The 21,527-nt window shown below is 38.0% G+C and carries 20 protein-coding genes; 1 reads left to right on the forward strand and 19 read right to left on the reverse strand.

Annotation, left to right across the window (positions count from 1 at the left end; translation table 11 throughout):
- The first annotated feature begins 207 nt into the window (after positions 1-207).
- Positions 208-441, forward strand: coding sequence for a DUF2627 domain-containing protein (locus H9632_RS10125; RefSeq protein WP_191703981.1), 234 nt, complete (start codon positions 208-210; stop codon positions 439-441).
- Between the two features lie 33 nt (positions 442-474).
- On the opposite strand, the gene H9632_RS10130 is transcribed toward H9632_RS10125, so the two are convergent.
- From H9632_RS10130 to H9632_RS10220, 19 genes are all read right to left on the reverse strand, one after another.
- On the reverse strand, positions 475-1,203 hold the full coding sequence (locus tag H9632_RS10130; protein WP_191703982.1) for a glycerophosphodiester phosphodiesterase: 729 nt from the start codon (positions 1,201-1,203) through the stop codon (positions 475-477).
- Positions 1,203-2,774 carry a FapA family protein gene (locus H9632_RS10135; RefSeq protein WP_191703983.1) on the reverse strand — a complete coding sequence of 524 codons (1,572 nt, stop codon included), beginning with the start codon at positions 2,772-2,774 and terminating at the stop codon, positions 1,203-1,205. The genes H9632_RS10130 and H9632_RS10135 overlap by 1 nt, the downstream gene beginning before the upstream one ends.
- A 146-nt stretch (positions 2,775-2,920) precedes the next feature.
- Positions 2,921-3,355, reverse strand: a complete 435-nt coding sequence (locus H9632_RS10140; protein WP_191703984.1) for a hypothetical protein — start codon at positions 3,353-3,355, stop codon at positions 2,921-2,923.
- Positions 3,356-3,675: 320 nt separating this feature from the next.
- Positions 3,676-4,467 (reverse strand): sporulation transcription factor Spo0A, encoded by a 792-nt coding sequence (spo0A, locus tag H9632_RS10145; RefSeq protein WP_191703985.1) that lies wholly within the window; start codon positions 4,465-4,467, stop codon positions 3,676-3,678.
- A gap of 338 nt (positions 4,468-4,805) precedes the next feature.
- Positions 4,806-5,729 carry a SpoIVB peptidase S55 domain-containing protein gene (locus H9632_RS10150; RefSeq protein WP_191703986.1) on the reverse strand — a complete coding sequence of 308 codons (924 nt, stop codon included), beginning with the start codon at positions 5,727-5,729 and terminating at the stop codon, positions 4,806-4,808.
- A 198-nt stretch (positions 5,730-5,927) separates the two neighbouring features.
- Positions 5,928-7,619: a DNA repair protein RecN gene (gene recN / locus H9632_RS10155; RefSeq protein ID WP_191703987.1), complete on the reverse strand. Its 1,692-nt coding sequence runs from the start codon at positions 7,617-7,619 to the stop codon at positions 5,928-5,930.
- 16 nt (positions 7,620-7,635) lie between these two features.
- The gene (ahrC, locus tag H9632_RS10160; protein WP_191703988.1) at positions 7,636-8,085 is read right to left on the reverse strand and encodes a transcriptional regulator AhrC/ArgR; all 450 of its coding nucleotides are present in this window, start codon (positions 8,083-8,085) and stop codon (positions 7,636-7,638) included.
- 194 nt (positions 8,086-8,279) lie between these two features.
- Positions 8,280-9,917, reverse strand: a complete 1,638-nt coding sequence (locus H9632_RS10165; protein WP_191703989.1) for a hypothetical protein — start codon at positions 9,915-9,917, stop codon at positions 8,280-8,282.
- A 94-nt stretch (positions 9,918-10,011) separates the two neighbouring features.
- Complete coding sequence (locus H9632_RS10170; protein WP_191703990.1) at positions 10,012-10,830, reverse strand: TlyA family RNA methyltransferase; 819 nt, start codon at positions 10,828-10,830, stop codon at positions 10,012-10,014.
- A gap of 6 nt (positions 10,831-10,836) precedes the next feature.
- Positions 10,837-12,732, reverse strand: coding sequence for a 1-deoxy-D-xylulose-5-phosphate synthase (dxs, locus tag H9632_RS10175; protein ID WP_191703991.1), 1,896 nt, complete (start codon positions 12,730-12,732; stop codon positions 10,837-10,839).
- Between the two features lie 88 nt (positions 12,733-12,820).
- Positions 12,821-13,705: a polyprenyl synthetase family protein gene (locus H9632_RS10180; protein ID WP_191703992.1), complete on the reverse strand. Its 885-nt coding sequence runs from the start codon at positions 13,703-13,705 to the stop codon at positions 12,821-12,823.
- Between the two features lie 3 nt (positions 13,706-13,708).
- Positions 13,709-13,936, reverse strand: a complete 228-nt coding sequence (xseB, locus tag H9632_RS10185) for an exodeoxyribonuclease VII small subunit (protein ID WP_191703993.1) — start codon at positions 13,934-13,936, stop codon at positions 13,709-13,711.
- Positions 13,933-15,291, reverse strand: a complete 1,359-nt coding sequence (gene xseA, locus H9632_RS10190; protein ID WP_191703994.1) for an exodeoxyribonuclease VII large subunit — start codon at positions 15,289-15,291, stop codon at positions 13,933-13,935. Before xseA ends, xseB begins: the two co-directional genes overlap by 4 nt.
- 228 nt (positions 15,292-15,519) lie before the next feature.
- Complete coding sequence (gene folD, locus H9632_RS10195) at positions 15,520-16,383, reverse strand: bifunctional methylenetetrahydrofolate dehydrogenase/methenyltetrahydrofolate cyclohydrolase FolD (protein ID WP_191703995.1); 864 nt, start codon at positions 16,381-16,383, stop codon at positions 15,520-15,522.
- Between the two features lie 113 nt (positions 16,384-16,496).
- Complete coding sequence (gene nusB, locus H9632_RS10200; RefSeq protein ID WP_191703996.1) at positions 16,497-16,883, reverse strand: transcription antitermination factor NusB; 387 nt, start codon at positions 16,881-16,883, stop codon at positions 16,497-16,499.
- Between the two features lie 210 nt (positions 16,884-17,093).
- Positions 17,094-17,360: an aminopeptidase gene (locus H9632_RS10205; RefSeq protein WP_191703997.1), complete on the reverse strand. Its 267-nt coding sequence runs from the start codon at positions 17,358-17,360 to the stop codon at positions 17,094-17,096.
- Positions 17,361-17,432: 72 nt separating this feature from the next.
- Positions 17,433-18,923, reverse strand: coding sequence for a glycerol kinase GlpK (gene glpK, locus H9632_RS10210; protein WP_191703998.1), 1,491 nt, complete (start codon positions 18,921-18,923; stop codon positions 17,433-17,435).
- Positions 18,923-19,732 carry an MIP/aquaporin family protein gene (locus tag H9632_RS10215; protein WP_191703999.1) on the reverse strand — a complete coding sequence of 270 codons (810 nt, stop codon included), beginning with the start codon at positions 19,730-19,732 and terminating at the stop codon, positions 18,923-18,925. The genes glpK and H9632_RS10215 overlap by 1 nt, the downstream gene beginning before the upstream one ends.
- Positions 19,733-19,743: 11 nt before the next feature.
- Positions 19,744-21,390, reverse strand: coding sequence for a glycerol-3-phosphate dehydrogenase/oxidase (locus tag H9632_RS10220; protein WP_191704000.1), 1,647 nt, complete (start codon positions 21,388-21,390; stop codon positions 19,744-19,746).
- Between the last annotated feature and the right edge of the window lie 137 nt (positions 21,391-21,527).

Raw genomic sequence — 21,527 nt, forward strand, 5'->3', positions numbered from 1 at the left:
AAAAGCATTTCTTTCTTTTGTAAGTTTATTATGCCAACATAACATGTTGATGTAAATTCGACATATTTCTTATTTGAATTTGTTAAATTCGATGGACATTATTGACATTCTTTTGTGGCATTGTAAAATTAAGTGAAACTTCAATCAAAATAGACATATGCTCGATTATACAGTGGGCTATGCATTCAGTCGGTAGGAGGTCTTTAAATGGCACGTATGGCTGCATTTATCGTTCTAGTCATACCAGCAATATTAATGGCTGCTGGTATTAAATTTATGCGTGATACTCTTTTTGGTATATTAATCTCACCATTTCCATGGATTTGGTTACAGTTCGTCGTAGGAGCCATCTTTTTTGCGGTAGCATTTTTGTTTTTCGCTGGTTTTTTACTTCATCGAGATCGCAAGCGTGGCAAAGTGTCAGAGCGCTGGCAAAAATAATTGAGTATATGAAAAAGGTGCCTAGAAAATAATCTAGACACCTTTTTTACGTTGTTGAGCTTCCAGTACTTTATGCGGAAAATCGGTTATCCAACCAATCACCGCTTGATGGGGACTTTTTAAATATAGTTCGTTCCCCCTGATCCCGTAAAAGCGTATGCCAATATTTGCTGCTGTGCACATTTCCAAATACTGCATTTTGTAATATTTCCTATGTGCATGAATGGCATCTATATAATCGCACTTTCCTAATGAAGTCCAATCAAACTTTTTTGTTATAATAATAGCCGTCTCAGCTTTTGGAAGGACTTCTTTTACTGTTTTTAAAAGCGATTCATGAAATGACGAGAAATGACTGTTTGCCGGCAATTTTATTTTATGTAGGAATGTTTTCAGCACATTCTCTTTGGATATTAGTGATTCTTTTAATTCTATGTTCAGTGCTATATTTTCTTTAATAGCCCACTTTAGCACATCCTCGAAAGACATCATCCGCTCTCGAAGAAAAAACCGTTTAAAGCGAGGGCCTAAATTGTACTGTACGAGCTCCTTGTAGTCACACTGCGAAACAAGTCTATTTATTCCAGCAAGCCTTTTCAAATCCATATCATGAAACACAACTAAAATGCCATCTTTCGAAATTTGGAGATCAAGTTCAATGCCATCAGCACCTAGTTTTTTTGCTTTTTTAAATGCAGATAAAGTATTTTCCAAATGAAAACTCGATGCACCACGATGAGCAAAAACCGGTATTTCATTCATTATACATTCAGCTCTCCATTTTCAATTAAAAATCTTCCATTCGTCATCGTCGATAAAAACGAAGACTTTTTGCCAATTTGGATATACGTCCCTGGGTAAGCTTCTTTTTTCACTACGATTTCTTCCTTTCCAACTTTGCGCAGATCATTCATTAACTGCTTAATTTCCCGATCCAATTCCATTGCCAATGATTTATTACTGTCGAGCTGCTCCTTTGTTTGCTCAAACGCTGCAAGCTGTGGCTTCGTCATATTCTGGACGAGAGGCATTAGACGGTTTATTTGGCTGTCCAATTGCATTACATCTTCCTGTAGTGTCTTCAGCAACGCTGCCTTCGATTGGATGAGCTCAAGTCCCTCTGCTTTATTTACACTATTAATAATTAGTTCCGTTCGCCGTTCCAATCGATTTCCGGTAATGGCAGAAACGATTTTATTTTTGGCAATGGCTGTACCACCTATAATTTTTCCTTTTCGTTCATCCACAAAAATAGATTGTGCTGTAATAATAGAACCTAAAGCATAAAAGCCAATATTAACATCTTTCCCTGCGACCAGGTGTGCTTCGTTTACATGTTTCACGAAAATACTGCCTCCAGCTTCAACACGTGTTTGACCTATTCCAAAAATACCGCCGCGGATAAAAATATCTCCACTGGTCGATTTAATCAGCTTTGCTCCTGAAACACCTTCTGGTCCTTCAATCGAAATATCCCCACTAGCAATGACTGAATATCCGGGTTGAACCGTACCGCGTATAGAAATCGATCCTTTAAAGTCAATATTTCCAGTTTCAACACTAACATCACCAGTGATTGGCAAATGATAATTGACACTTACCATTCCTTTATGATTTTCATACACACCACTGATTTTTGAAAGAAGAACCGTTTTCCCGTCTTCTTCCTTTTCATATGCTGATTTGCGATCATATTTCAGTGGCAGATCTCGTCCCGGCTGTGCTGGAATGGGCTCTCCGTGAACGTTTGTCCCTGGGGTTCCAGGTTTTGCATGAATCTTTTCACCTAACCATGCCCCTTGTTCAATTTCAAATATAAAATTCATGTCGTAATAATCTGCAGTACCATCTTCCCGAATAACAGGTTTACGATTAGGTATTTGTAAATAAGAAATTTTCGCATCCTCCCCTTTAACAGGTGGAGTTCCCTGAGCTATCATTATTGCCTTGCCACTAACGATAGATTCGATTTGTATATCGATAATGCCATATCTAATATTATTTTGAGATAATATATTCTCAACGTCATCCAGAAATAATTGTGGATTCGCTCTTATGGATTCTACCGTTTCATAGACGAAGAGAGAAGCAGCCATTTTATCGCGTGACACTTCAACTGTAATCGCTGGGAGCCAGGTCCCAATTTCTATGGGGGTAGGTGTAATCTCCATTAACACTTTTTTCAATATTGCAAAATTAGTTAATTTGATGCGAGGATTTACACGCACAATCATATCAAAATCTTTTAATAAAAAACCTGGTTGTATTGTTTTTATATATACTTTTTCATCATCTACTGTAATTTCGAAAAAACTATTTTCAAAAATAACCACACATATCAACCTCCCGGATACATTCAGTATATACAAAGAATTGATATTTGTTTAGTTAAAAATTTTCATAAAAAAAGACTTTTTCACCCACTCTTAAATATAATACTAAAGAACCGTTCGTTAAAGGTATTAATACCTATCCACTTTTAATATAATGTATGATGGTATTGTAATAAACTATGATATATTTCTGACGCTCCATTTAAGTAACGTTCATCTTTAGTCTCTATCGCCTTGATTGTATTATTAATGAGCAAAATGTCTAGTTCAATAGATTCATTAAGTTCTATATTTTTTACTTCGTTTAAAATTATGACATTTTTCAAACTATTTAGTTCATTTAAATACTCTTGCAATTTTATACTTGTCAAATTCAATTCCGAATTGTCTAACGTCCCTAATAATAATATACTACTATAACATTCCTCTCGTTGAGGCTGTAGATCTTCTATATAGTTTCTTTTGACATCCGTTGTAAAATCCGCTGGGGCAGAAGCTGTTCTAAAATTAAAAGGAAATGTTAAAAGAAGAATGAACGTAATTATTATAAGTACAAATAAAGGGATTTTCCATAGCTTCATCTATCAACTCTCCTCTGATCGTTTGATACCATTTTACTTAAGAAAAATATGAATATTGTAAAATTAATATTAAATTCACATAACAGAATGAAAAACGATGAAATAAAAAAAGCGTCCAGTATATTTCCTGGACACAAAAAGTGAGTAATACCGAGCATGGTATTATTCTTTTGAAAGGAGGTAAGGGAGACTTCAAGGCCTTACTTATTTCATCTATTCCCCCTCCCCACACATATTAAACTTAAATCAAAAAAAAAAAAAAAAAAACACCCCCATAATCATTCGAGCTGAAAATGAACGTGTTTAAATAATATATTAAATTATGAAGCTACCATTTCAATACGAATCTTGTCCGCAATCATGGCAATGAATTCCGAATTTGTCGGTTTTGACTTCATATGGTGCACCGTATAGCCGAATAGCTCTGAAATGTTCTCATAACTGCCTCTATTCCACGCTACCTCTATCGCATGACGGATAGCCCGTTCCACACGAGAAGGCGTTGTGCTGAATTTCTTGGCGATTTCCGGATAAAGTATTTTCGTTACGGAACTTAATAATTCGATATCATTGTACACCATTTGAATTGCTTCACGTAAATAAGCATATCCTTTTATATGGGCAGGTACACCAATCTCTTTAATAATACCTGTGATTGTTGTATCCAATAAACGTGTATCGATTTTTGCAGGCGTATTTGGCGCTAAAATTGGACTGCGTTTTTCCTGTTCATATTTCTTGCCTGCACAATGCAGAATTTTATGCACAAGTTGTTCAAATTCAAATGGTTTCAGCATAAAGTAAGATGCACCAAAATTTACAGCCTGTTTCATAACATCTTCTTGTCCAAAAGCAGTAAGCATAATAACCTGCGTATTTAGATGACGTTCATCATTGTACATTTCTTCCAATACAGCCAATCCATCTAAATGCGGCATAATGATGTCCAGCAGTAATACGTCGATTTTATGCTCTTCCAACATTTTAATACACAATTTTCCATTTGAAGCAGTTGCGACAATTTCAATTTGCGGATGGTTCGCGAAATAAATCTCCATCATTTTTATTAATTCACGATTATCATCAGCAATCGCAATTTTTACCTTTGTCAATCAAAATCCCCCTTTATTTTATGCAATTCTTTATTCACTACAATAGCAAATTTTGCCGAGCATATTAACAAGTGCTAAATTATTTGTCATAAAAATATAACAAAAATGATCGACAGTTGATTCTAATCCCCTTTTGCATTGTCCTGTAGGGAACTTTCGACAGCATTTCTAAAAATCCTTCTCTTTTAACAAAAATGAGTAACAAGTATTATGTTTTCTACCTTTATCGACAAGGAAATATATGGTTCTTCATTTGTCGAATTTTCTATATGTACTATTGTAAAGAAAAAAGGAAAAAATGACTACACTTTTAATAAAGTATAGTCAAAAATTTTTTATTATGGGCTCTTTTTTAACATTTCTATGACAAGAATTCCTGCACCTTTTGTAGGCTCTTCAATAAACATGTGCGTAACCGCTCCGACAAATTGATTGTCCTGAATAATCGGACTGCCGCTCATCCCTTGAACAATACCGCCCGTTTTATCAATAAGACGTTCATCCACAACATGGAACGTAAACGTATTATCCGTTTGTTTGTCAATTTTTATATCAAACAAATTAACTTCTTCACCGTCGATTGCCGTTAAGATTTGTGCTTTTCCTTTTTTTAATTCATTGGCATGTATAATTTCAAGCGGTGGATGCAAACTGTCATGTAATGATTGTTCCCAATTCCCAAAAATACCGTATACATCATTACTGTTAACAGTTCCGAGTGGTGTTTGGGTTTTATCTACAATTGAAATTTTGTAGCCTGGTTGTCCCGGAGTACTCTTTTTCACCTGTGAAATGGATGCTTCATAAATAGCACCTTCACTGAATTTTGGAGGCAGTTTCATCGTGGAGTCTACAATTTGATGGCCAAGTGCTCCGTATTCCATCGTTTCGGGATCGATATACGTGAGTGTTCCTACACCATCCGTTTCGCTTCTTAAAAATGGTTTTAAATGTATCAATTCATGGGCAGATACACTAATTTCTCGCTGTTGCTTTCCATTTTCCAATGTTAGGGTAAACGATTCATCTTTACCGGATAATTCGTCTAGCTGGCTAATTTTTTCACCATTTAATTTTAAAACCCGCTCTCCCTTTTTCAGCCATTCACTACTTTCTAATAAAACGTCCTGAGCAACTATAACATATGGCATTTGCAATTGTACTCCGATTGAATGCCCCATCGGAATTAAAGATTTCCCAAAAACCTGCATTGGCGACAATATAAAAAGCATTGCAACGAGTAACGACCATTTTTTTATCATTATTCACCTCCTCTATGCGCTTACTATGTGAAGAAACGAAGGAGTTATGAACGGAAAAATTTTGTTGATATGAGGAAAAATTAGAATGTATTCAATTCTAATTAGCTGAAAGTAGCGATTGCTCATCGTTTTGTAATAATAAAAACAGCAAAAGCCGTCTAAAAAATTTTTAAAATTTTTAGACGGCTCTATAATTTATTATTTCATGGATTCTTTACGTTCATTTGCCATTTGGATTAATTCTGAAGCATGTTGTAATGTAAGCTCTGTAATTTCTGAGCCACTCATCATGCGGCTGATTTCTTCAACGCGTTCCTTTTCTTCCATTTCAGAAAGAGTCGTAAAGGTACGATCATACTCAACCTGCTTTTTAATATAATAATGATGATCAGCCATTGCCGCTACCTGTGGTAGATGCGATATACACAATACTTGGGAGTTCACTGAGATTGCAGCAATCTTCTCTGCTATTGCCTGCGCAACACGACCACTTACACCTGTATCAACCTCATCAAAAATGATTGAGGTAATGCCATTTGATGTTGAAAAAATTGTTTTCAAAGCAAGCATCATTCGCGAAAGCTCTCCACCTGATGCCACTTTTGGTAACGACTTTGGTGGTTCCCCGACATTAGTCGAAATATAGAATGCCACAAAGTCTTTACCATTTGCATCAAATTGTGCCAATGTATTAAACTGAACGATAAACTGTGCTTTTTCCATATGAAGCATGCGCAATTCATTCATAATTGCTTCACTTAGCTTTATGGCATTTTCTTTGCGAATTGCTGTTAATTCGTCTGCAATTTGGTTTAGATTTTCTTCCATACCCGCTAATAATTGTTCATTTCGTTGCAATGTTTCATCACGGTTCATAAGTTGGCTAAGCTCTTCTTCAATTTTTTCATAGTAGTTTAAAATTTCTTCCACAGTCGTACCATATTTGCGTTTCATATTTTGATATAATGCCAGACGCTGCTCAACTTCATTTAGACGTTCAGCATCATATTCCAAATCATCAAGCACATTTTTAATCTGATACGCTGCATCCTGAAGAGCATAAAAACTTGTTGTGACAGCTTCTGATGGCTCTTTGAAATTCGAATCGAGCGCCACAATATCTTCAAGTGCATTCATAGCATTTCCGATAAAGTCAAGACCATTCGCATCACCGGAGATCGCTTCATATGCTACGTTTGCCCGTTCGAAAATTTTATGGAAATTCATTAAACGAAGTCGTTCTTCGTTCAGCTCATCCTCTTCATCCTCTTTTAATCCAGCCTGTTCAAGCTCCTGAATCTGGAATTGGTATAAATCGATTCGCTGTGCCATCCGTTGCTCGTCCATACTTAGCTCAGCAACTTCTTTTTTTAGCTGGCGATACGCTTCATAGGCTTCGCTATATTGCGCTTTTACAGATTGGAGTTCATGATGTGCGAAAAGGTCCAATAAATGAATATGGAATTTCTCATCCATGAGCTCCTGATTTTCATGCTGACCATGAATATCAATTAAACTGCCTCCGATATCCCGTAAAACAGATAAAGGGACGAGTTTACCATTAACTCGGCAAATGCTTTTTCCCGAATCATGTAAATCACGGCGCAGAATAATGGTACCTTCTTCTGCCTCCACTCCATGTTCCTCGAGTTTCATAAATATCGGATGGTGACAATTATTAACCTGGAATAGTCCACCCAGCTCCGCCTTTTTTTCACCATGACGGATAAACTCGGTTGATCCGCGACCACCGGCCAATATATTAACAGCATCAATAATAATTGATTTACCGGCACCCGTTTCACCTGTTAATACGGTTAACCCTTCAGAAAAACTTACAGTTAAATCATCTATAATAGCAAAATTTCGAATGCTTAATTCTCTTAACAAACCACTCCACCTCGATTTACAGCATATCTAATAATCGATTTTTTATATCTTCACGATCGTTTTCTGTACGGCACATAATTAGAATCGTATCATCACCACAAATTGTCCCTAAAATTTCCGACCAATCCAAGTGATCCAATAACGATCCGATAGCATTGGCATTCCCCGGTAATGTTTTCATTACCAAAAAATGTGAAGCCCCATCAATCGATACGAATGCATCCGCCAATGATCGATGCAATTTTTGAATTGGGTTGAAACGTTGATCTGCTGGTAAACTATATTTATATCGGCCGTCCTGCAGGGGAACTTTTACTAGATGCAATTCTTTAATATCACGGGAAACGGTAGCTTGTGTGACATTGTAGCCCGCATTTTTTAAATGATCGACTAAATCATCTTGTGTTTCAATTTCATTATTTGTAATAATATCGCGAATACGAATATGGCGTTGTCCTTTGTTCACAAAAGTCACCTCATTAAAATGGATAAGAATATATGTATATTTACACTACCACTTGCATAAAAGAAATACAAGAAAAAATCGTACATATGTTCAATTACCCTTTTTTATCAGCATTTATTCTGCTATAAACCTAAAAAAAGTAAAAGCTCTTCGTATAATTTTACGAAAAGCTTTTGATATTATCTTATAATTCACTATTTCTTCTTCCGTTTTCGCCAAACATAAACAATCAATGCAATGACTACAAATAGGAATAGGAAAAGCAGATAGAAACTATTACTATCAAGCATGTTTGATGTTAGTTTTTGCGTCAGGTTTTTTTCGGTGATTTTCGCTTGATTTGTATGAACTTTGCCACCGCTGCCATTCACCGCAATATTGGCATTGTCCCCCAGCATTTTTAAACTCGCTGCAAATTCCTTCGGCACATATTGGTCTGTATTGCTAACGGCATCAAAAACTACCAGAGCATAGTCCTCATCCCAAGGATTATTTTGAATAAATGCAAATTCCATTACATTGAAAAATCCGTGCTCTGTTAAATCAGGAACTTTATCATTGTAATGAACAACCAATACTTCATCCTTTAACAGTTCGTGCTGTTTTTTACCGCCAATAAAAATAACATGACTCTTTTTCAAAAGGTCAGTTTTAACATTATCCGTATGTATAAGCGTTATTTTTGGCAACTTATTATTAATCGTAAGTGCCTCATATACGGCTAATAAATCAGACCAACGATATAAATCGGGCACTACAATCGTGATAGGTTCATCAGTTTTAGGAAATGGAAAGAAGCGGAATGTGAATTGTGATACCGTTTGCTTGTCGACATGAAAATTCAATGTACTCGATTCGTCAATATAAACCCATTTTTTAGGATTATTAAGCAACCCATTTGCTGTAAGCTGAATATTCATGAAAGTTGAACTTGTAAAAACCGCTTTACTTAGTGGAACTTCAATAAAAATATCACCATTTCTATCTGCTTTTACGTTGCGTAAATTAATACTATGAGGCACATTGTTGACGAAAAGCACCAATTCTTCCAGCGGGTTACTTTTCTCTCTTTGACTTGATTGAATCATCTCAGAAACCTTTAAGTGGAGTTCGACACTAGCCTTCATATCGATAAATGGATAGTAAGGCATATAATAAGAATATGTATCCGAATTCATCTTTTCACCACTTAACGTTATACTCGGAATCCCCATATTTTTAAATGTAATTAAATTTATATCTGTCCTGTTTTTTATTATTGGCATATTTGAAATGGTTAATTGGCTGCCGTATAACTGCTGAATGAATACTTCCTCTGTTAATACACCTATTTTTTCAAACACAGTATCCTCTTCGCCTGTAAGGACAAGTATATTTTTAGTAGATTGTTGTAAAGTAATTGGCTGGATTGTAAGTGATAGGCCATCTTTAACTTTACTATTACGTATTAACTCATTAAATGATGCATTTTTAAATTGATTTTCCAGCCCAATTATAACAGTCGCATCGAAAATGGTTTTCACCTGTGATTCTTTTAATAGTTTCACTTTATTGTAAGCCGAGAGATTTGATAAGTAAGTTGTCATTTCAAGTGCGGCATTAAGCATTTTCAATGTCGGCTCATCCGGAATAATAATTTGCGTATTTCGAGTTTCTGCTCCGATAAAATATTCTGGGTATTGATTTAAATCGTTTAGCTGCGCATTTACATTGTTTGCTTTTACCGTTTCTACTTCACCACCATACGGCAAATTCAGGTCTACAGCCTGTGCAGTCGTTTGAAATACAAAAAGTACAATGAAGCTTAGTAGACCGATGAAATAATGCTTCATATTTATATTTATCTCCTTCCACTAAGTTTAGATTGCTTTATTTTAAAAATAAAAAGCACAAAATAAGTCAAATCGACCCATTTTGTACTTTTCATTATTTTAAACTAGTATGTGCATCGTTTACGACTTGATCAAAGTTTGTAAATGCGTCTACTTCTTCACCATCATGAGGGTTATACAAATGGAATAAAAATTCAATATTGCCTTCCCCACCAGTTATCGGAGAGAATGATGCATCCTTAACAACAAAGCCATTGTCAGTCGCCATTTTAGCTGTTTCTTCTAATACAGCTAAATGAATTTTCGGATCCCGTACAATTCCTTTTTTCCCTACGTTTTCCCTGCCAGCTTCAAATTGTGGCTTTACAAGGGCCATCACATTGCCACCTTGCACTAAAACCGTTTTCAAAACAGGTAGAATTAGCGATAAAGAAATAAAGGAAACATCTATTGTCGCAAAATCAGGTAAGCCTTCTGTCAAATCTTCCGGTTTTGTGTAACGGAAATTTGTCTTTTCCATGACCGTTACACGTTCATCAGATCGGATTTTCCATGCGAGCTGATTCGATCCCACATCAAGTGCATAACAATGGCGGGCACCGTTTTGTAAGGCACAGTCTGTAAATCCACCTGTTGACGAACCGATATCAAGCATTAGCTTGCCATCTACGGACAAATCAAAAATTTCAAGTGCCTTTTCCAGCTTAAGTCCGCCGCGTGATACATATTTTAATTGTGAACCTTTTACTTGCAGAGGGGCGTCAACCTCAATTTTTTCCCCTGCTTTGTCGATACGAACTTCATTGGAAAATACAAGTCCTGCCATAATTGAGCGCTTTGCCTTTTCCCTTGTTTCGCACAAACCACGCTCTACAAGCAATACATCTACCCGTTCTTTTTTTTGCTTTGTCATTCTATATTAAACCCTATCCGACTGTTTATTCGGTACGAGCTGTGTAATGCGTTTTACCGCTTCTTCAGCCGTCACGTTAATTTCTTCCAATAATAGATCTACTTCACCGTGCTCTATAAATTCGTCCGGAATACCGATACGGTCCAGCTGCACATTGCGATATTGCTTATCGAAGGCAAATTCTAATACTGCACTGCCAAAACCACCTTGCAGCATCGTTTCTTCAATTGTTAAAATTGGCAGGTTTGCCTGCATAATTTCATGCAACATTGCTTCGTCCATAGGTTTGATAAAACGTGCATTCACAACACGTACAGAAATGCCCTGGTCAGCCAATAACTCAGCTGCATGTAATGCCATTGGAATCGTTGTACCGAAAGTTAAAATAACGGCATCTGTTCCTTCACGTAATACTTCCCATGAACCAATCGGCAATGCTTTCATTTCTGCATCCATTTCTACTCCATAGCCATTACCTCGAGGATAACGAAGTGCTATAGGACCATCATTATACTCTAGTGCAGTTTTCACCATATGCTGGCCTTCATTTTCATCCTTTGGCATCATTAATACGAAGTTTGGGATATGACGTAAAAATGAAATATCAAATACGCCCTGATGTGTTTCGCCATCAGCTCCAACTAAGCCTGCACGGTCAATTCCGATAAATACATTCAGGTTTGGACGTGCAATATCATGTAGAACCTGATCATACGCACGCTGCAAAAACGTCGAATAAATCGATAAAAACGGTTTCATTTGCTGTGTGGCAAGACCTGCAGCCATTGTCGTTGCATGCTGCTCTGCAATTCCGACATCATAAAAACGATTCGGGAAGTCGCGTTGAATCCCTTCAAGCTTCGATCCAACTGGCATTGCTGGTGTAATTGTCACAATGCGGTTATCCTCATTCATGCATTTACGAACCGATTCCGCCACTAAACTACTCCACGCAGGACCTTTAGAGGCAGATTTTACAAATGCACCTGTTTCCATTTTATATGGACCAGTTCCGTGCCACGTACCGACTGTATCATCTTCTGCTGGTTTGTAGCCTTTACCCTTTTTCGTAATAACATGCACTAAAACTGGACCTTGAACTTTTTTTGCATAGTCCAATGTTTTTTCTAATGCTTCAAAATCATGTCCATCGATAGGACCTAAATATTTGAAACCTAATTCTTCAAAGAAAACACCTGAAACAACCAAATATTTTAAGCTATCTTTTACACGCTCTGCAGTAGCTGCCAATTTATCGCCGACCATAGGAATTTTGTGGATTAATGATTCCAAGTCCTCTTTAGCACGAGAATATTCCTTTGCAGTACGAAGTCTACCCAATACGTCATGAAGTGCTCCGACATTTGGCGCAATCGACATTTCATTGTCATTTAAAATGACAATCATATTTGTTTTTTCGTGACCGATATGGTTAAGCGCTTCCAGAGCCATACCGCCAGTTAAAGCACCATCACCAATAATAGGAACTACAAAGTTTTTATCTCCTTTAATATCCCTAGCTGCTGCCATACCCATCGCTGCAGATAAAGATGTGGAGCTATGACCCGTTTCCCACATATCATGTTCGCTTTCGACAAGCTTCGGGAAACCGCATAGCCCTTTAAATTGACGTAAAGTATCAAATTGGCCTGCCCGACCTGTTAAAATTTTGTGGACATATGCCTGGTGTCCAACATCCCATAAAAATTTATCCTTTGGACTATTAAAAGCTTTATGCAATGCAATCGTCAGCTCAACTACGCCTAAATTAGGGCCAATATGACCGCCAGTTATTGAACATTTTTCGATTAGAAAAGCGCGAATTTCGCCTGCCAGCGCTTCTAGTTGCTTTTTATTCAAGTCTTTTAAAAAGGATGGACTAGAAATTTTAGTTAAATCCATCTCTACACGCACCTTTTCATCAGTTTATTCACCTTTGTGATTTTTCTATTATATCAATGTACAACCCAAGAAAAAAGTTTAACACATTTTAGTTATTACGTCTCACAATATATTGTGCAAATTGTTGAAGTAAGGAAGTATCGATATCAATCTTCCTTAATGCCTCAATTGCCAGTTCATAATGCTCATTAAGTTTACTTTTTGCACCTTCTAATGTTAGTAATGCAGGGTATGTACTTTTTTCACTTACAATATCTTTACCTGCTGTTTTACCTAGTTGCTCTGAAGTTCCCTCAATATCTAAAATGTCATCCTGGATTTGGAACGCTAAACCAATATGGTGTGCATATTCTACTAAAGCTTGACGGTCTGACTCACTAGCACCTGCTAAAACGGCACCCGATTCGATGCTAAAGCGCAATAATGCTCCTGTTTTATTTACATGAACTGTTTCAAGCTCCTGTAAGTTTAAAAGGCGTTTTTCGCCATCCATATCCAGAATCTGTCCACCGACCATTCCTTCTGCACCTGCAGCAACACTTAATAAATTTATCAGTTCAATTCGTTTTTCTGCAGGAATATTGTTCAGTCGAGCAATGACTCCAAACGCAATTGTATTTAATGCATCACCTGCCAATGTTGCCAATGCCTCTCCATACACGACATGGTTCGTAGGCTTACCACGACGCAACTCATCGTCATCCATGCAAGGTAAGTCATCATGGATTAGAGAATACGTATGAATCATTTCAACCGCAGAGCCAACTGTATAGCTTGCTTCTAGCGATTGATTATACATTTCACAAACCGCCGCGACAAATAATGGACGAATTCGTTTTCCACCTGCTTTTAGTGAATAGAGCATCGACTCTTTCAAATGGGCCGGTGCCTGAATTTTTTCTACAAGCTCATACATCGTCGCTTCAATTTGTGGGATATTTTGCTCAATAAATTGCTTTAACGCGTTTTCCATTAGTTATTCTTCTCCATTTCCCTGTTGGAAAGCTTTCTTTTCACCATCTTCTCCAACGATTGAAATTAACTGTTGTTCTGCATTTTGTAGTGTGTCATGGCACAGCTTGGAAAGCTCCATACCCTTTTTATAAAGATCAATTGCTTCTTCTAAAGGTACGTCTCCTTGCTCAAGCTTGCGTACTACTTCTTCCAGTTCTGTCATTGCTGTCGCAAATGTTGGTTTTGTCACTTTGCTTCCCCTTTCTTATGCACATGCTTTTTTTCGACCTTTGCTTCTGCAAATCCGTCTTGAAACGTTACATGAAGAATGTCGCCCTTTTCCAACTCATGAATAGATTTTACTACGTTTTCCTCTTTATATGCTACGCTAAAGCCCTTACTCATAAGTGCAAGTGGATTTAATGCCTCCAGCATGCGCAATTGGTTAGTAAAGGCCACTTTGCTTTGTGCGAGCTGTTGTTGCATACGCTGCGTCAATAGCTCTGTTCGATGGCTTAATTGCTGTTTCGCTGCCGATAACTGATAACTCGGCGAATGTAGCTTCATTTTACTGTCAATCGTTTGCAGCTTTGACTTTTCGTTCATCAAATATAGCTTTGTCGCATTTTGCAGTGCAGCATCCGTTTGCGCCAGCCTTTCAATAAAAGGACGATATAATCTCTCAGGTGTTGCAAGTGGATAGGAATTTTGCATTTTTGTTAATCGATTACGTTCAAAATTGAGACGCGATGTCATCATTTGATGGAGAATCGATTGATGATGCAAAATTTGCTGATATAGCTGCTGCTGATTAGGAACAGCCAATTCTGCTGCCGCTGTTGGAGTTGGTGCACGTAAGTCCGCTACAAAATCCGCAATAGTCGTATCTGTTTCATGTCCTACAGCACTAATGATCGGAATGCGGCTTTCAAAAATAGCCCGTGCCACAATTTCTTCATTAAATGCCCATAAATCCTCGATCGATCCACCACCACGCCCTACAATAAGAACATCACAAAGAGCATGTCGATTCGCCAAATAAATATTTTCTGTAATCTTTGGGGCTGCCCCAGCACCTTGAACAAGCGTTGGATAAATTAATATCTCCGCCTGTGGGTAGCGGCGTTTTATCGTCGTGCAAATGTCCCGAATTGCAGCTCCGGTAGTAGCTGTTAAAACCCCAATAGTTTTTGGGTATTGTGGAATCGGCTGCTTAAAGTCTTGATTGAACAACCCTTCCTTTTGTAGACGTTCCTTCAATTGGTTAAAGGCAACGAAAAGACCTCCAATTCCATCCGGCTCCATCGTTTGGGCGTACAATTGATATACACCGCTTGCCTCATATACGTTGACATCCCCGCGTATGAATACTTTCATCCCTTCTTCAGGTTTAAAAGAAAGTTTGGAAGCCTGCGTACGGAACATCGTGGATGTAATACGTGCACTATCGTCTTTTAACGTAAAATAAATATGGCCTGAACTATGTACTTTTACATTTGAAAGCTCCCCCGTTACATACACATCACGTAAATGTGGATCGGCATCAAATTTTCGTTTAATATATTTCGTTAATGCTTTTACGGATAAATAGGAAGTCGAAGTCATATACGTACTGCTCCTTTACGGTGGATTTCACAAAAAGTTACTTCTGTTTTTGGTTTCTAGTTCGATTATGCCTTTAGCGCGCATAAGTCATCCATCATTCTGCTTCGGTAATGAAAAATAAAATAACCGGCATGTTCCCCGCTAATTTTAACCTCATTTATTATTATACCCGTCAAGATAAAAATCACGATTTTGATCGACGTCAAAATCGTGATTTTTAAAGTTAGATTATTCCGCTTGACGTTCTAACTCTTTTTCAGCTGCCTGCACCGTATTTTCCAATAGCATCGTAATAGTCATTGGACCTACACCGCCTGGCACTGGTGTAATATGAGAAGCGATTCCCTGAACATCATCAAAGTTCACGTCACCGCATAAATGATTTTCTTCATCACGGTTAATGCCAACATCAATAATTACCGCACCTTCTTTAATATGCTCACTTGTAATAAAGTTCGCACGACCAACTGCTGCGATTAGAATATCCGCTTGTTTCGTGAAAGATGGCAAATCAGGTGTTTTTGAATGAGTATATGTAACGGTTGCATCTTTTTGTAATAGTAATTGCCCCATTGGCTTTCCAACGATATGGCTACGACCAACGATGACCGCATGCTTTCCGGCAACTTCAATTCCGGAGTGTTCAAGTAATTTCATCACCCCGTAAGGTGTACATGGCAAGTATGTATCCTGTCCTAACATCATTTTCCCTACGCTAATCGGCGAGAAGCCGTCCACGTCTTTTTCCGGGGAAATCGTTTGGATAACTTTGTCTTCATCGATGTGCTTCGGTAATGGAAGTTGAACAAGAATACCGTGAATATCTTTACGATTGTTTAATTCACGAATTTGTTCTAGTAAAGCTTGTTCGGAAATATCTTCCGGGAGTTTGATTAGTTCTGAAAACATACCAATTTGTTCACAAGACTTTTGCTTGTTGGCAACATATGTCTTTGAAGCCGGGTTATCCCCCACTAAAATAACTGCCAATCCAGGTGTTATTCCTTTCGCTTTAAGTTCTTGGACACGTGTAGCAACTCCTGTGCGAATTTCCTGACCGATTTCTTTACCATTGATAATTATACTTGACATGTTGTTACTCCTTCCAGTGATCACGACAATTTGGAAGGTTACCAAAATTATTGACAACCAACCAATTTAAATCTCATATATTAATCTTTATAGATTTGAATACATTTATTGATTTATTGCTCAGTAAATTTCGAAAGTACACCATTGACGAACTTGCTTGATTTTTCGTCACTGAATGTTTTGCAAAGCTCAATTGCTTCATTCATTACAACTTTGTTTGGTGTTTCTGCCTCATACAACAATTCGTATACAGCTAAACGTAGTACAGTTCTCTCAATTTTCGGTAGACGACTAATCGTCCATTTTTCAAGGTTTTTTTCTAGCGCTGCGTCAATTGCTTCCAAGTTTTCAGTTGTCCCACGAACTAATTGTTCCAAAAAGGCATTCGATTTTTGTTCTTCTTCAAGAACATGACCAATCGCCTCTTCTATTGAAAGTTCTGTGCTGTCTAACTGAAACAAAGCTTGCAACGCTTTTTGGCGCGCCTCTGTTCGTTTCATAAATTAAAGCTCTCCTTCATAAGTAGCATTACTTGTTATCATAGCATATTTTGCAAGGCGTAGCACAGTTTGACTGAAAATTTTTGGCTGTAAAAAGAGATTTGCGTAAACTATCTTAAAATGGTGAAATTTGCGCTAAAAAAACGACATGTTTAAGTAAAAACAACATGCCGTTCCTATACTTTTTATAAGAAATTTTAGAACCGATAACTAATTGTTCTGAAGTGGGATCATCAGTGTACCTGTTTCACGCTTGTCATTTTCGGAACCCGGGAATTCAAAAAGGTACGTTATTTGTTCTGTCGTTTCCTTTAACACAAAGAACTGAAAATGCTCCATGTTTTCCAGGAAATACCGGATGTCCTGCATCGCCATTAACTCTCCTACTTCTTCGTAATGCGCTAATGCTTGCTTAAAGTAGGCAGTAATTAATGTTAAATCTTCTTCATTTGCCATACGAATATAATCTTTGCTCATATTTATTAACTCCTCAACTAGACTACGACATATTATAGCATAATTCCAAAAAGGAAATAGAAAGTCAGTTCCTTATTTAAACGCCTGTGCAGCCTTTACTGCCTTATGCCAGCCTGTAAATAACTTTTCCCGTCTTTGTTCATCCATTTCTGGTTCAAATTGGCGATCGAGCTGCCAGTGCTTTTGAACCTCGTCAATATCTTTCCAGAACCCAACAGCTAAGCCAGCTAAATAAGCTGCGCCAAGTGCGGTAGTTTCGTTAATTGAAGGACGTTCAACTGGTACATTGAGTATATCTGATTGGAACTGCATTAAAAAGTCATTCATCACCGCGCCGCCATCAACTCGCAATGTTTTCAAATTGATCTTAGAGTCTGATTCCATAGCCGCCAGTACATCTCGTGTCTGGTAAGAAAGCGATTCCAATGTCGCACGGATGAAATGTTCCTTTGATGTTCCACGAGTCAACCCAAATACAGCTCCGCGCACTTCGCTATCCCAATACGGGGTTCCCAATCCTACAAAAGCGGGCACGACATAGACACCTTCTGTATCTTCCACACGTTTGGCGTATGCCTCACTTTCAGCAGATTTCCTAAACATTCGGAGACCATCTCGCAACCATTGGATGGCTGACCCGGCTACGAAAATACTCCCCTCCAATGCATATGTTACTTTTCCATCGTAGCCCCAAGCAATCGTTGTTAGTAAACCATGCTCAGATTTCACCGCTTCTTCCCCGGTATTTATAAGCATAAAGCACCCAGTTCCATACGTGTTTTTAACCATTCCCTTTTCATAGCAAGCTTGGCCAAATAAAGCCGCCTGCTGATCACCTGCTATACCTGCGATCGGTACTTGATGACCGAAGAAGTGATTACCGGAAATTACTCCATACACTTCAGATGATGGTTTGACTTCAGGCAACATAGAATGAGGTATACCTAGTATTTCAAGTAGCTGATCATCCCACTTAAGTTCATAAATATTGTACATTAACGTACGGGATGCATTTGAATAGTCCGTAACATGCACTGCCCCTTCTGTTAGTTGCCATATAATCCACGTATCAATCGTACCGAATAATAGGTCGCCCGCTTCTGCTTTTTCTCTTGCACCTTCTACATTATCGAGAATCCATTTAACTTTTGTTCCGGAAAAATACGCATCCAAAAGAAGTCCTGTCTTATCGCGGAACAATTCATCGTATCCGGCTTCTCGTAATTCATCGCATATTCCTACTGTTTGACGTGATTGCCACACAATCGCATTATAGACAGGTTCCCCTGTATGTTTATCCCATACAACGGTCGTCTCACGTTGGTTCGTAATTCCTACACCTTCAATTTGCGTTGACTTTATATTGTTTTCGGAAAGCACTTTTGCAATTACCGCTAAGATTGAACTCCATATTTCCTTTGCATTATGTTCAACCCACCCTGATTTTGGAAAGTACTGCCTGAATTCCTGTTGTGCTACATGAACAACATCGCCTTTTTTGTTGAATAAAATAGCACGCGAGCTTGTCGTACCTTGATCCAATGCCATAATATATTTTTCCATCATGTAATCTCCTTTGTAGCGGATTTCGGTTGTGTAATAATTGCTGCAATACAAATGACAATAAATAATGCAGCAAATAGCCAAAATGTCATTGTACCTTCATTTAAAAAGAATTGTTTATAAAATAATGCCCCTGTTACCCCTCCTATAATCGGACCGAAAATCGGTACAAAAGCATACGACCAATCTGAATCTCTCTTATTTGGAATAGGCAATAAAAAATGGGCAATACGAGGACCTAAATCGCGCGCTGGATTTATCGCATATCCAGTAGGTCCACCTAAACTCATACCAATCGCCATAACAATTATCCCAACAAGGAGTGGATTAATCCCATCTGCCAGTGAATTGCCCCCGAGTGCCAAAATTCCTAACAATAATACGAACGTACCGATCATTTCCGTAACGAGATTTGACAGGGGATGACGAATAGCGGGCATTGTTGCAAATACGGACAGTTTAGCATCTGCATCGTCAGTTTTGGACCAATGAGGCAAATACGCAAGGTACACGATCACTGCCCCAATAATAGCTCCTATAAGTTGGGCTAGTATATACATTGGAACTTCTACCCATGGTAAATCACCAATTGTTGCGAACGCAATGGTCAAGGCCGGATTGATATGAGCGCCACTGATTCCTCCTACAGTGTATGCTGCGATTGCCACGGCAAAACCCCAGGCAATCGTAATGAGGACCCAGCCTCCATTTTCGGCTTTAGAAAATTTTAACAAAGAGCCGGCGACAACTCCACCACCTAATACAATTAATATCATCGTACCTACAAGTTCAGCTAAAAAAGTCGACATGGACTCCACCTCTATTTATTGGATATTGTTACGTTTTTTAGTTCGTTTTCGAGTTGTTGTTTTTGATACATCTTTTGATTTTCTGTCCAGTTCAAATATTCTGCCATTTCCTTTATTACTGTTTCTTTATACCGTCTTACCAAATCAATATTAAATAATAGCGCACCCGTTCTGCGAATAAAAAAGTCTGTCGGGGTACATGCACATTCTTCATTCATTGCATAATAAAGCTGACCATATATAATAGGCGGTAAATCTCCTTTTGCCTGTGAAATATAATTAAATACTTTGTCAACATTCGTTCCGTAAAACTTCGCCAAATAACGACTTTGATCTTCGGTTAAACCGAATTGCTGTCCAATTATAGTACGCTTACTGACGAATCGTTCAAAATATTTAGAACCACTCATATCCCCGCCTGAAATAGGTAGATGTTTCGTAATGGATTTCCCGTATGATTGCTGATATTCCTCATTTAATTGCGAAACAACTAAGTCCACAATTTTTTCAGCCATTTTCCGGTACCCTGTCAGTTTTCCTCCTGCAATCGTAATAAGCCCATTTTCAGACTGCCATATTTCGTCTTTCCTCGAAATTTCCGAGGGTGCTTTCCCTTCTTCATGAATGAGTGGTCGGACACCTGCCCAAGCGGACTCTATTTTCTCTTCTGTTATTTGCAGTTGCGGGAACATATAATGAATCGCATCCAAAATATATTGACGGTCTTCTTTTGTAATATCCATATTCTTTGGATCACCATCATAAAAAGTATCCGTTGTCCCTACATAAGTTTTTCCATCTCGAGGAATCGCAAAAATCATTCGCCCGTCTTTTTCTGTATCAAAATAAATGGCCTGCTGTAATGGGAAATCGTCCTCATCAAAGACAAGATGAACACCCTTCGATAAAATAAGGTGTTTATTGTTGAACTCCCCATCCAATTTTCGTACGTCATCAACCCAAGGACCGGCAGCATTCACAACTTTTTTTGCTTTAATGGTATATTGTTCACCCGTTAATTGATCTTCCACCTTTACTGTGGAAAAGGCTAAATTATTTGATTCAAATCCAACCACTTTCAAATAATTCAATGCAAATGCTCCATTAGCAGCAGCTGCTTTCATTACTTCAATTGTGAGACGGGAATCATCTGTTCGATATTCGACATAGACACCACCTCCAACCAATCCATCCTTTTTAATAAGTGGTTCACGTGCAATCGTCTCATCGGCAGATAACATGAATCTTCTTTCATCCTTTTTAACGCTCGCTAAAATGTCATACACTTTCAAACCAAGCGCCGTCGAGAACGTACCAAACGTCCCTCCTTTATGAAACGGAAGTAGCATCCATACAGGGGTCGTAACATGTGGTCCATTCTCATAAACAATCGCTCTTTCACGTCCTAATTGTGCGACCTCTTTGATTTCAAATTGCTTTAAATAGCGCAATCCGCCATGTACAAGCTTCGTTGAACGACTGCTCGTTCCTTCTGCAAAATCCTGCATTTCTGCCAATCCTACCTTCAATCCTCTTGTTGCAGCATCAAGCGCAATACCCGCTCCTGTAATGCCGCCTCCAATCACAAAAAGATCAAACGTTTCTTCTTGGAATACTTTTTTCATTCGTTCTCTGGCTGTTGCAGAAAAGTTTCCCATAACGTACGTTTCCTCCTTACTATACAAAACTGTTATTCTATACCCTATTTTCACCCTGTTCCAAAACTTAAATTCATAAATGCAAGAAAAAAAGGATTCAACTGTGCATATTTAGAACGTGCCCAACAAAAAACCGA

The organism is Solibacillus merdavium, assembly GCF_014836935.1.
Classification (GTDB): Bacteria; Bacillota; Bacilli; order Bacillales_A; family Planococcaceae; genus Solibacillus; species Solibacillus ferritrahens.

What these genes read in the sequence shown, in the direction of transcription:
- H9632_RS10125 (WP_191703981.1), top strand. Translation starts at nt 208, where the DNA reads ATGGCACGTATGGCTGCATTTATCGTTCTAGTCATACCAGCAATATTA.
- H9632_RS10130 (WP_191703982.1), bottom strand. Translation starts at nt 1,203, where the DNA reads ATGAATGAAATACCGGTTTTTGCTCATCGTGGTGCATCGAGTTTTCAT.
- H9632_RS10140 (WP_191703984.1), bottom strand. Translation starts at nt 3,355, where the DNA reads ATGAAGCTATGGAAAATCCCTTTATTTGTACTTATAATAATTACGTTC.
- H9632_RS10150 (WP_191703986.1), bottom strand. Translation starts at nt 5,729, where the DNA reads ATGATAAAAAAATGGTCGTTACTCGTTGCAATGCTTTTTATATTGTCG.
- H9632_RS10165 (WP_191703989.1), bottom strand. Translation starts at nt 9,917, where the DNA reads ATGAAGCATTATTTCATCGGTCTACTAAGCTTCATTGTACTTTTTGTA.
- H9632_RS10170 (WP_191703990.1), bottom strand. Translation starts at nt 10,830, where the DNA reads ATGACAAAGCAAAAAAAAGAACGGGTAGATGTATTGCTTGTAGAGCGT.
- dxs (WP_191703991.1), bottom strand. Translation starts at nt 12,732, where the DNA reads ATGGATTTAACTAAAATTTCTAGTCCATCCTTTTTAAAAGACTTGAAT.
- H9632_RS10180 (WP_191703992.1), bottom strand. Translation starts at nt 13,705, where the DNA reads ATGGAAAACGCGTTAAAGCAATTTATTGAGCAAAATATCCCACAAATT.
- xseA (WP_191703994.1), bottom strand. Translation starts at nt 15,291, where the DNA reads ATGACTTCGACTTCCTATTTATCCGTAAAAGCATTAACGAAATATATT.
- folD (WP_191703995.1), bottom strand. Translation starts at nt 16,383, where the DNA reads ATGTCAAGTATAATTATCAATGGTAAAGAAATCGGTCAGGAAATTCGC.
- nusB (WP_191703996.1), bottom strand. Translation starts at nt 16,883, where the DNA reads ATGAAACGAACAGAGGCGCGCCAAAAAGCGTTGCAAGCTTTGTTTCAG.
- H9632_RS10205 (WP_191703997.1), bottom strand. Translation starts at nt 17,360, where the DNA reads ATGAGCAAAGATTATATTCGTATGGCAAATGAAGAAGATTTAACATTA.
- glpK (WP_191703998.1), bottom strand. Translation starts at nt 18,923, where the DNA reads ATGGAAAAATATATTATGGCATTGGATCAAGGTACGACAAGCTCGCGT.
- H9632_RS10215 (WP_191703999.1), bottom strand. Translation starts at nt 19,732, where the DNA reads ATGTCGACTTTTTTAGCTGAACTTGTAGGTACGATGATATTAATTGTA.
- H9632_RS10220 (WP_191704000.1), bottom strand. Translation starts at nt 21,390, where the DNA reads ATGGGAAACTTTTCTGCAACAGCCAGAGAACGAATGAAAAAAGTATTC.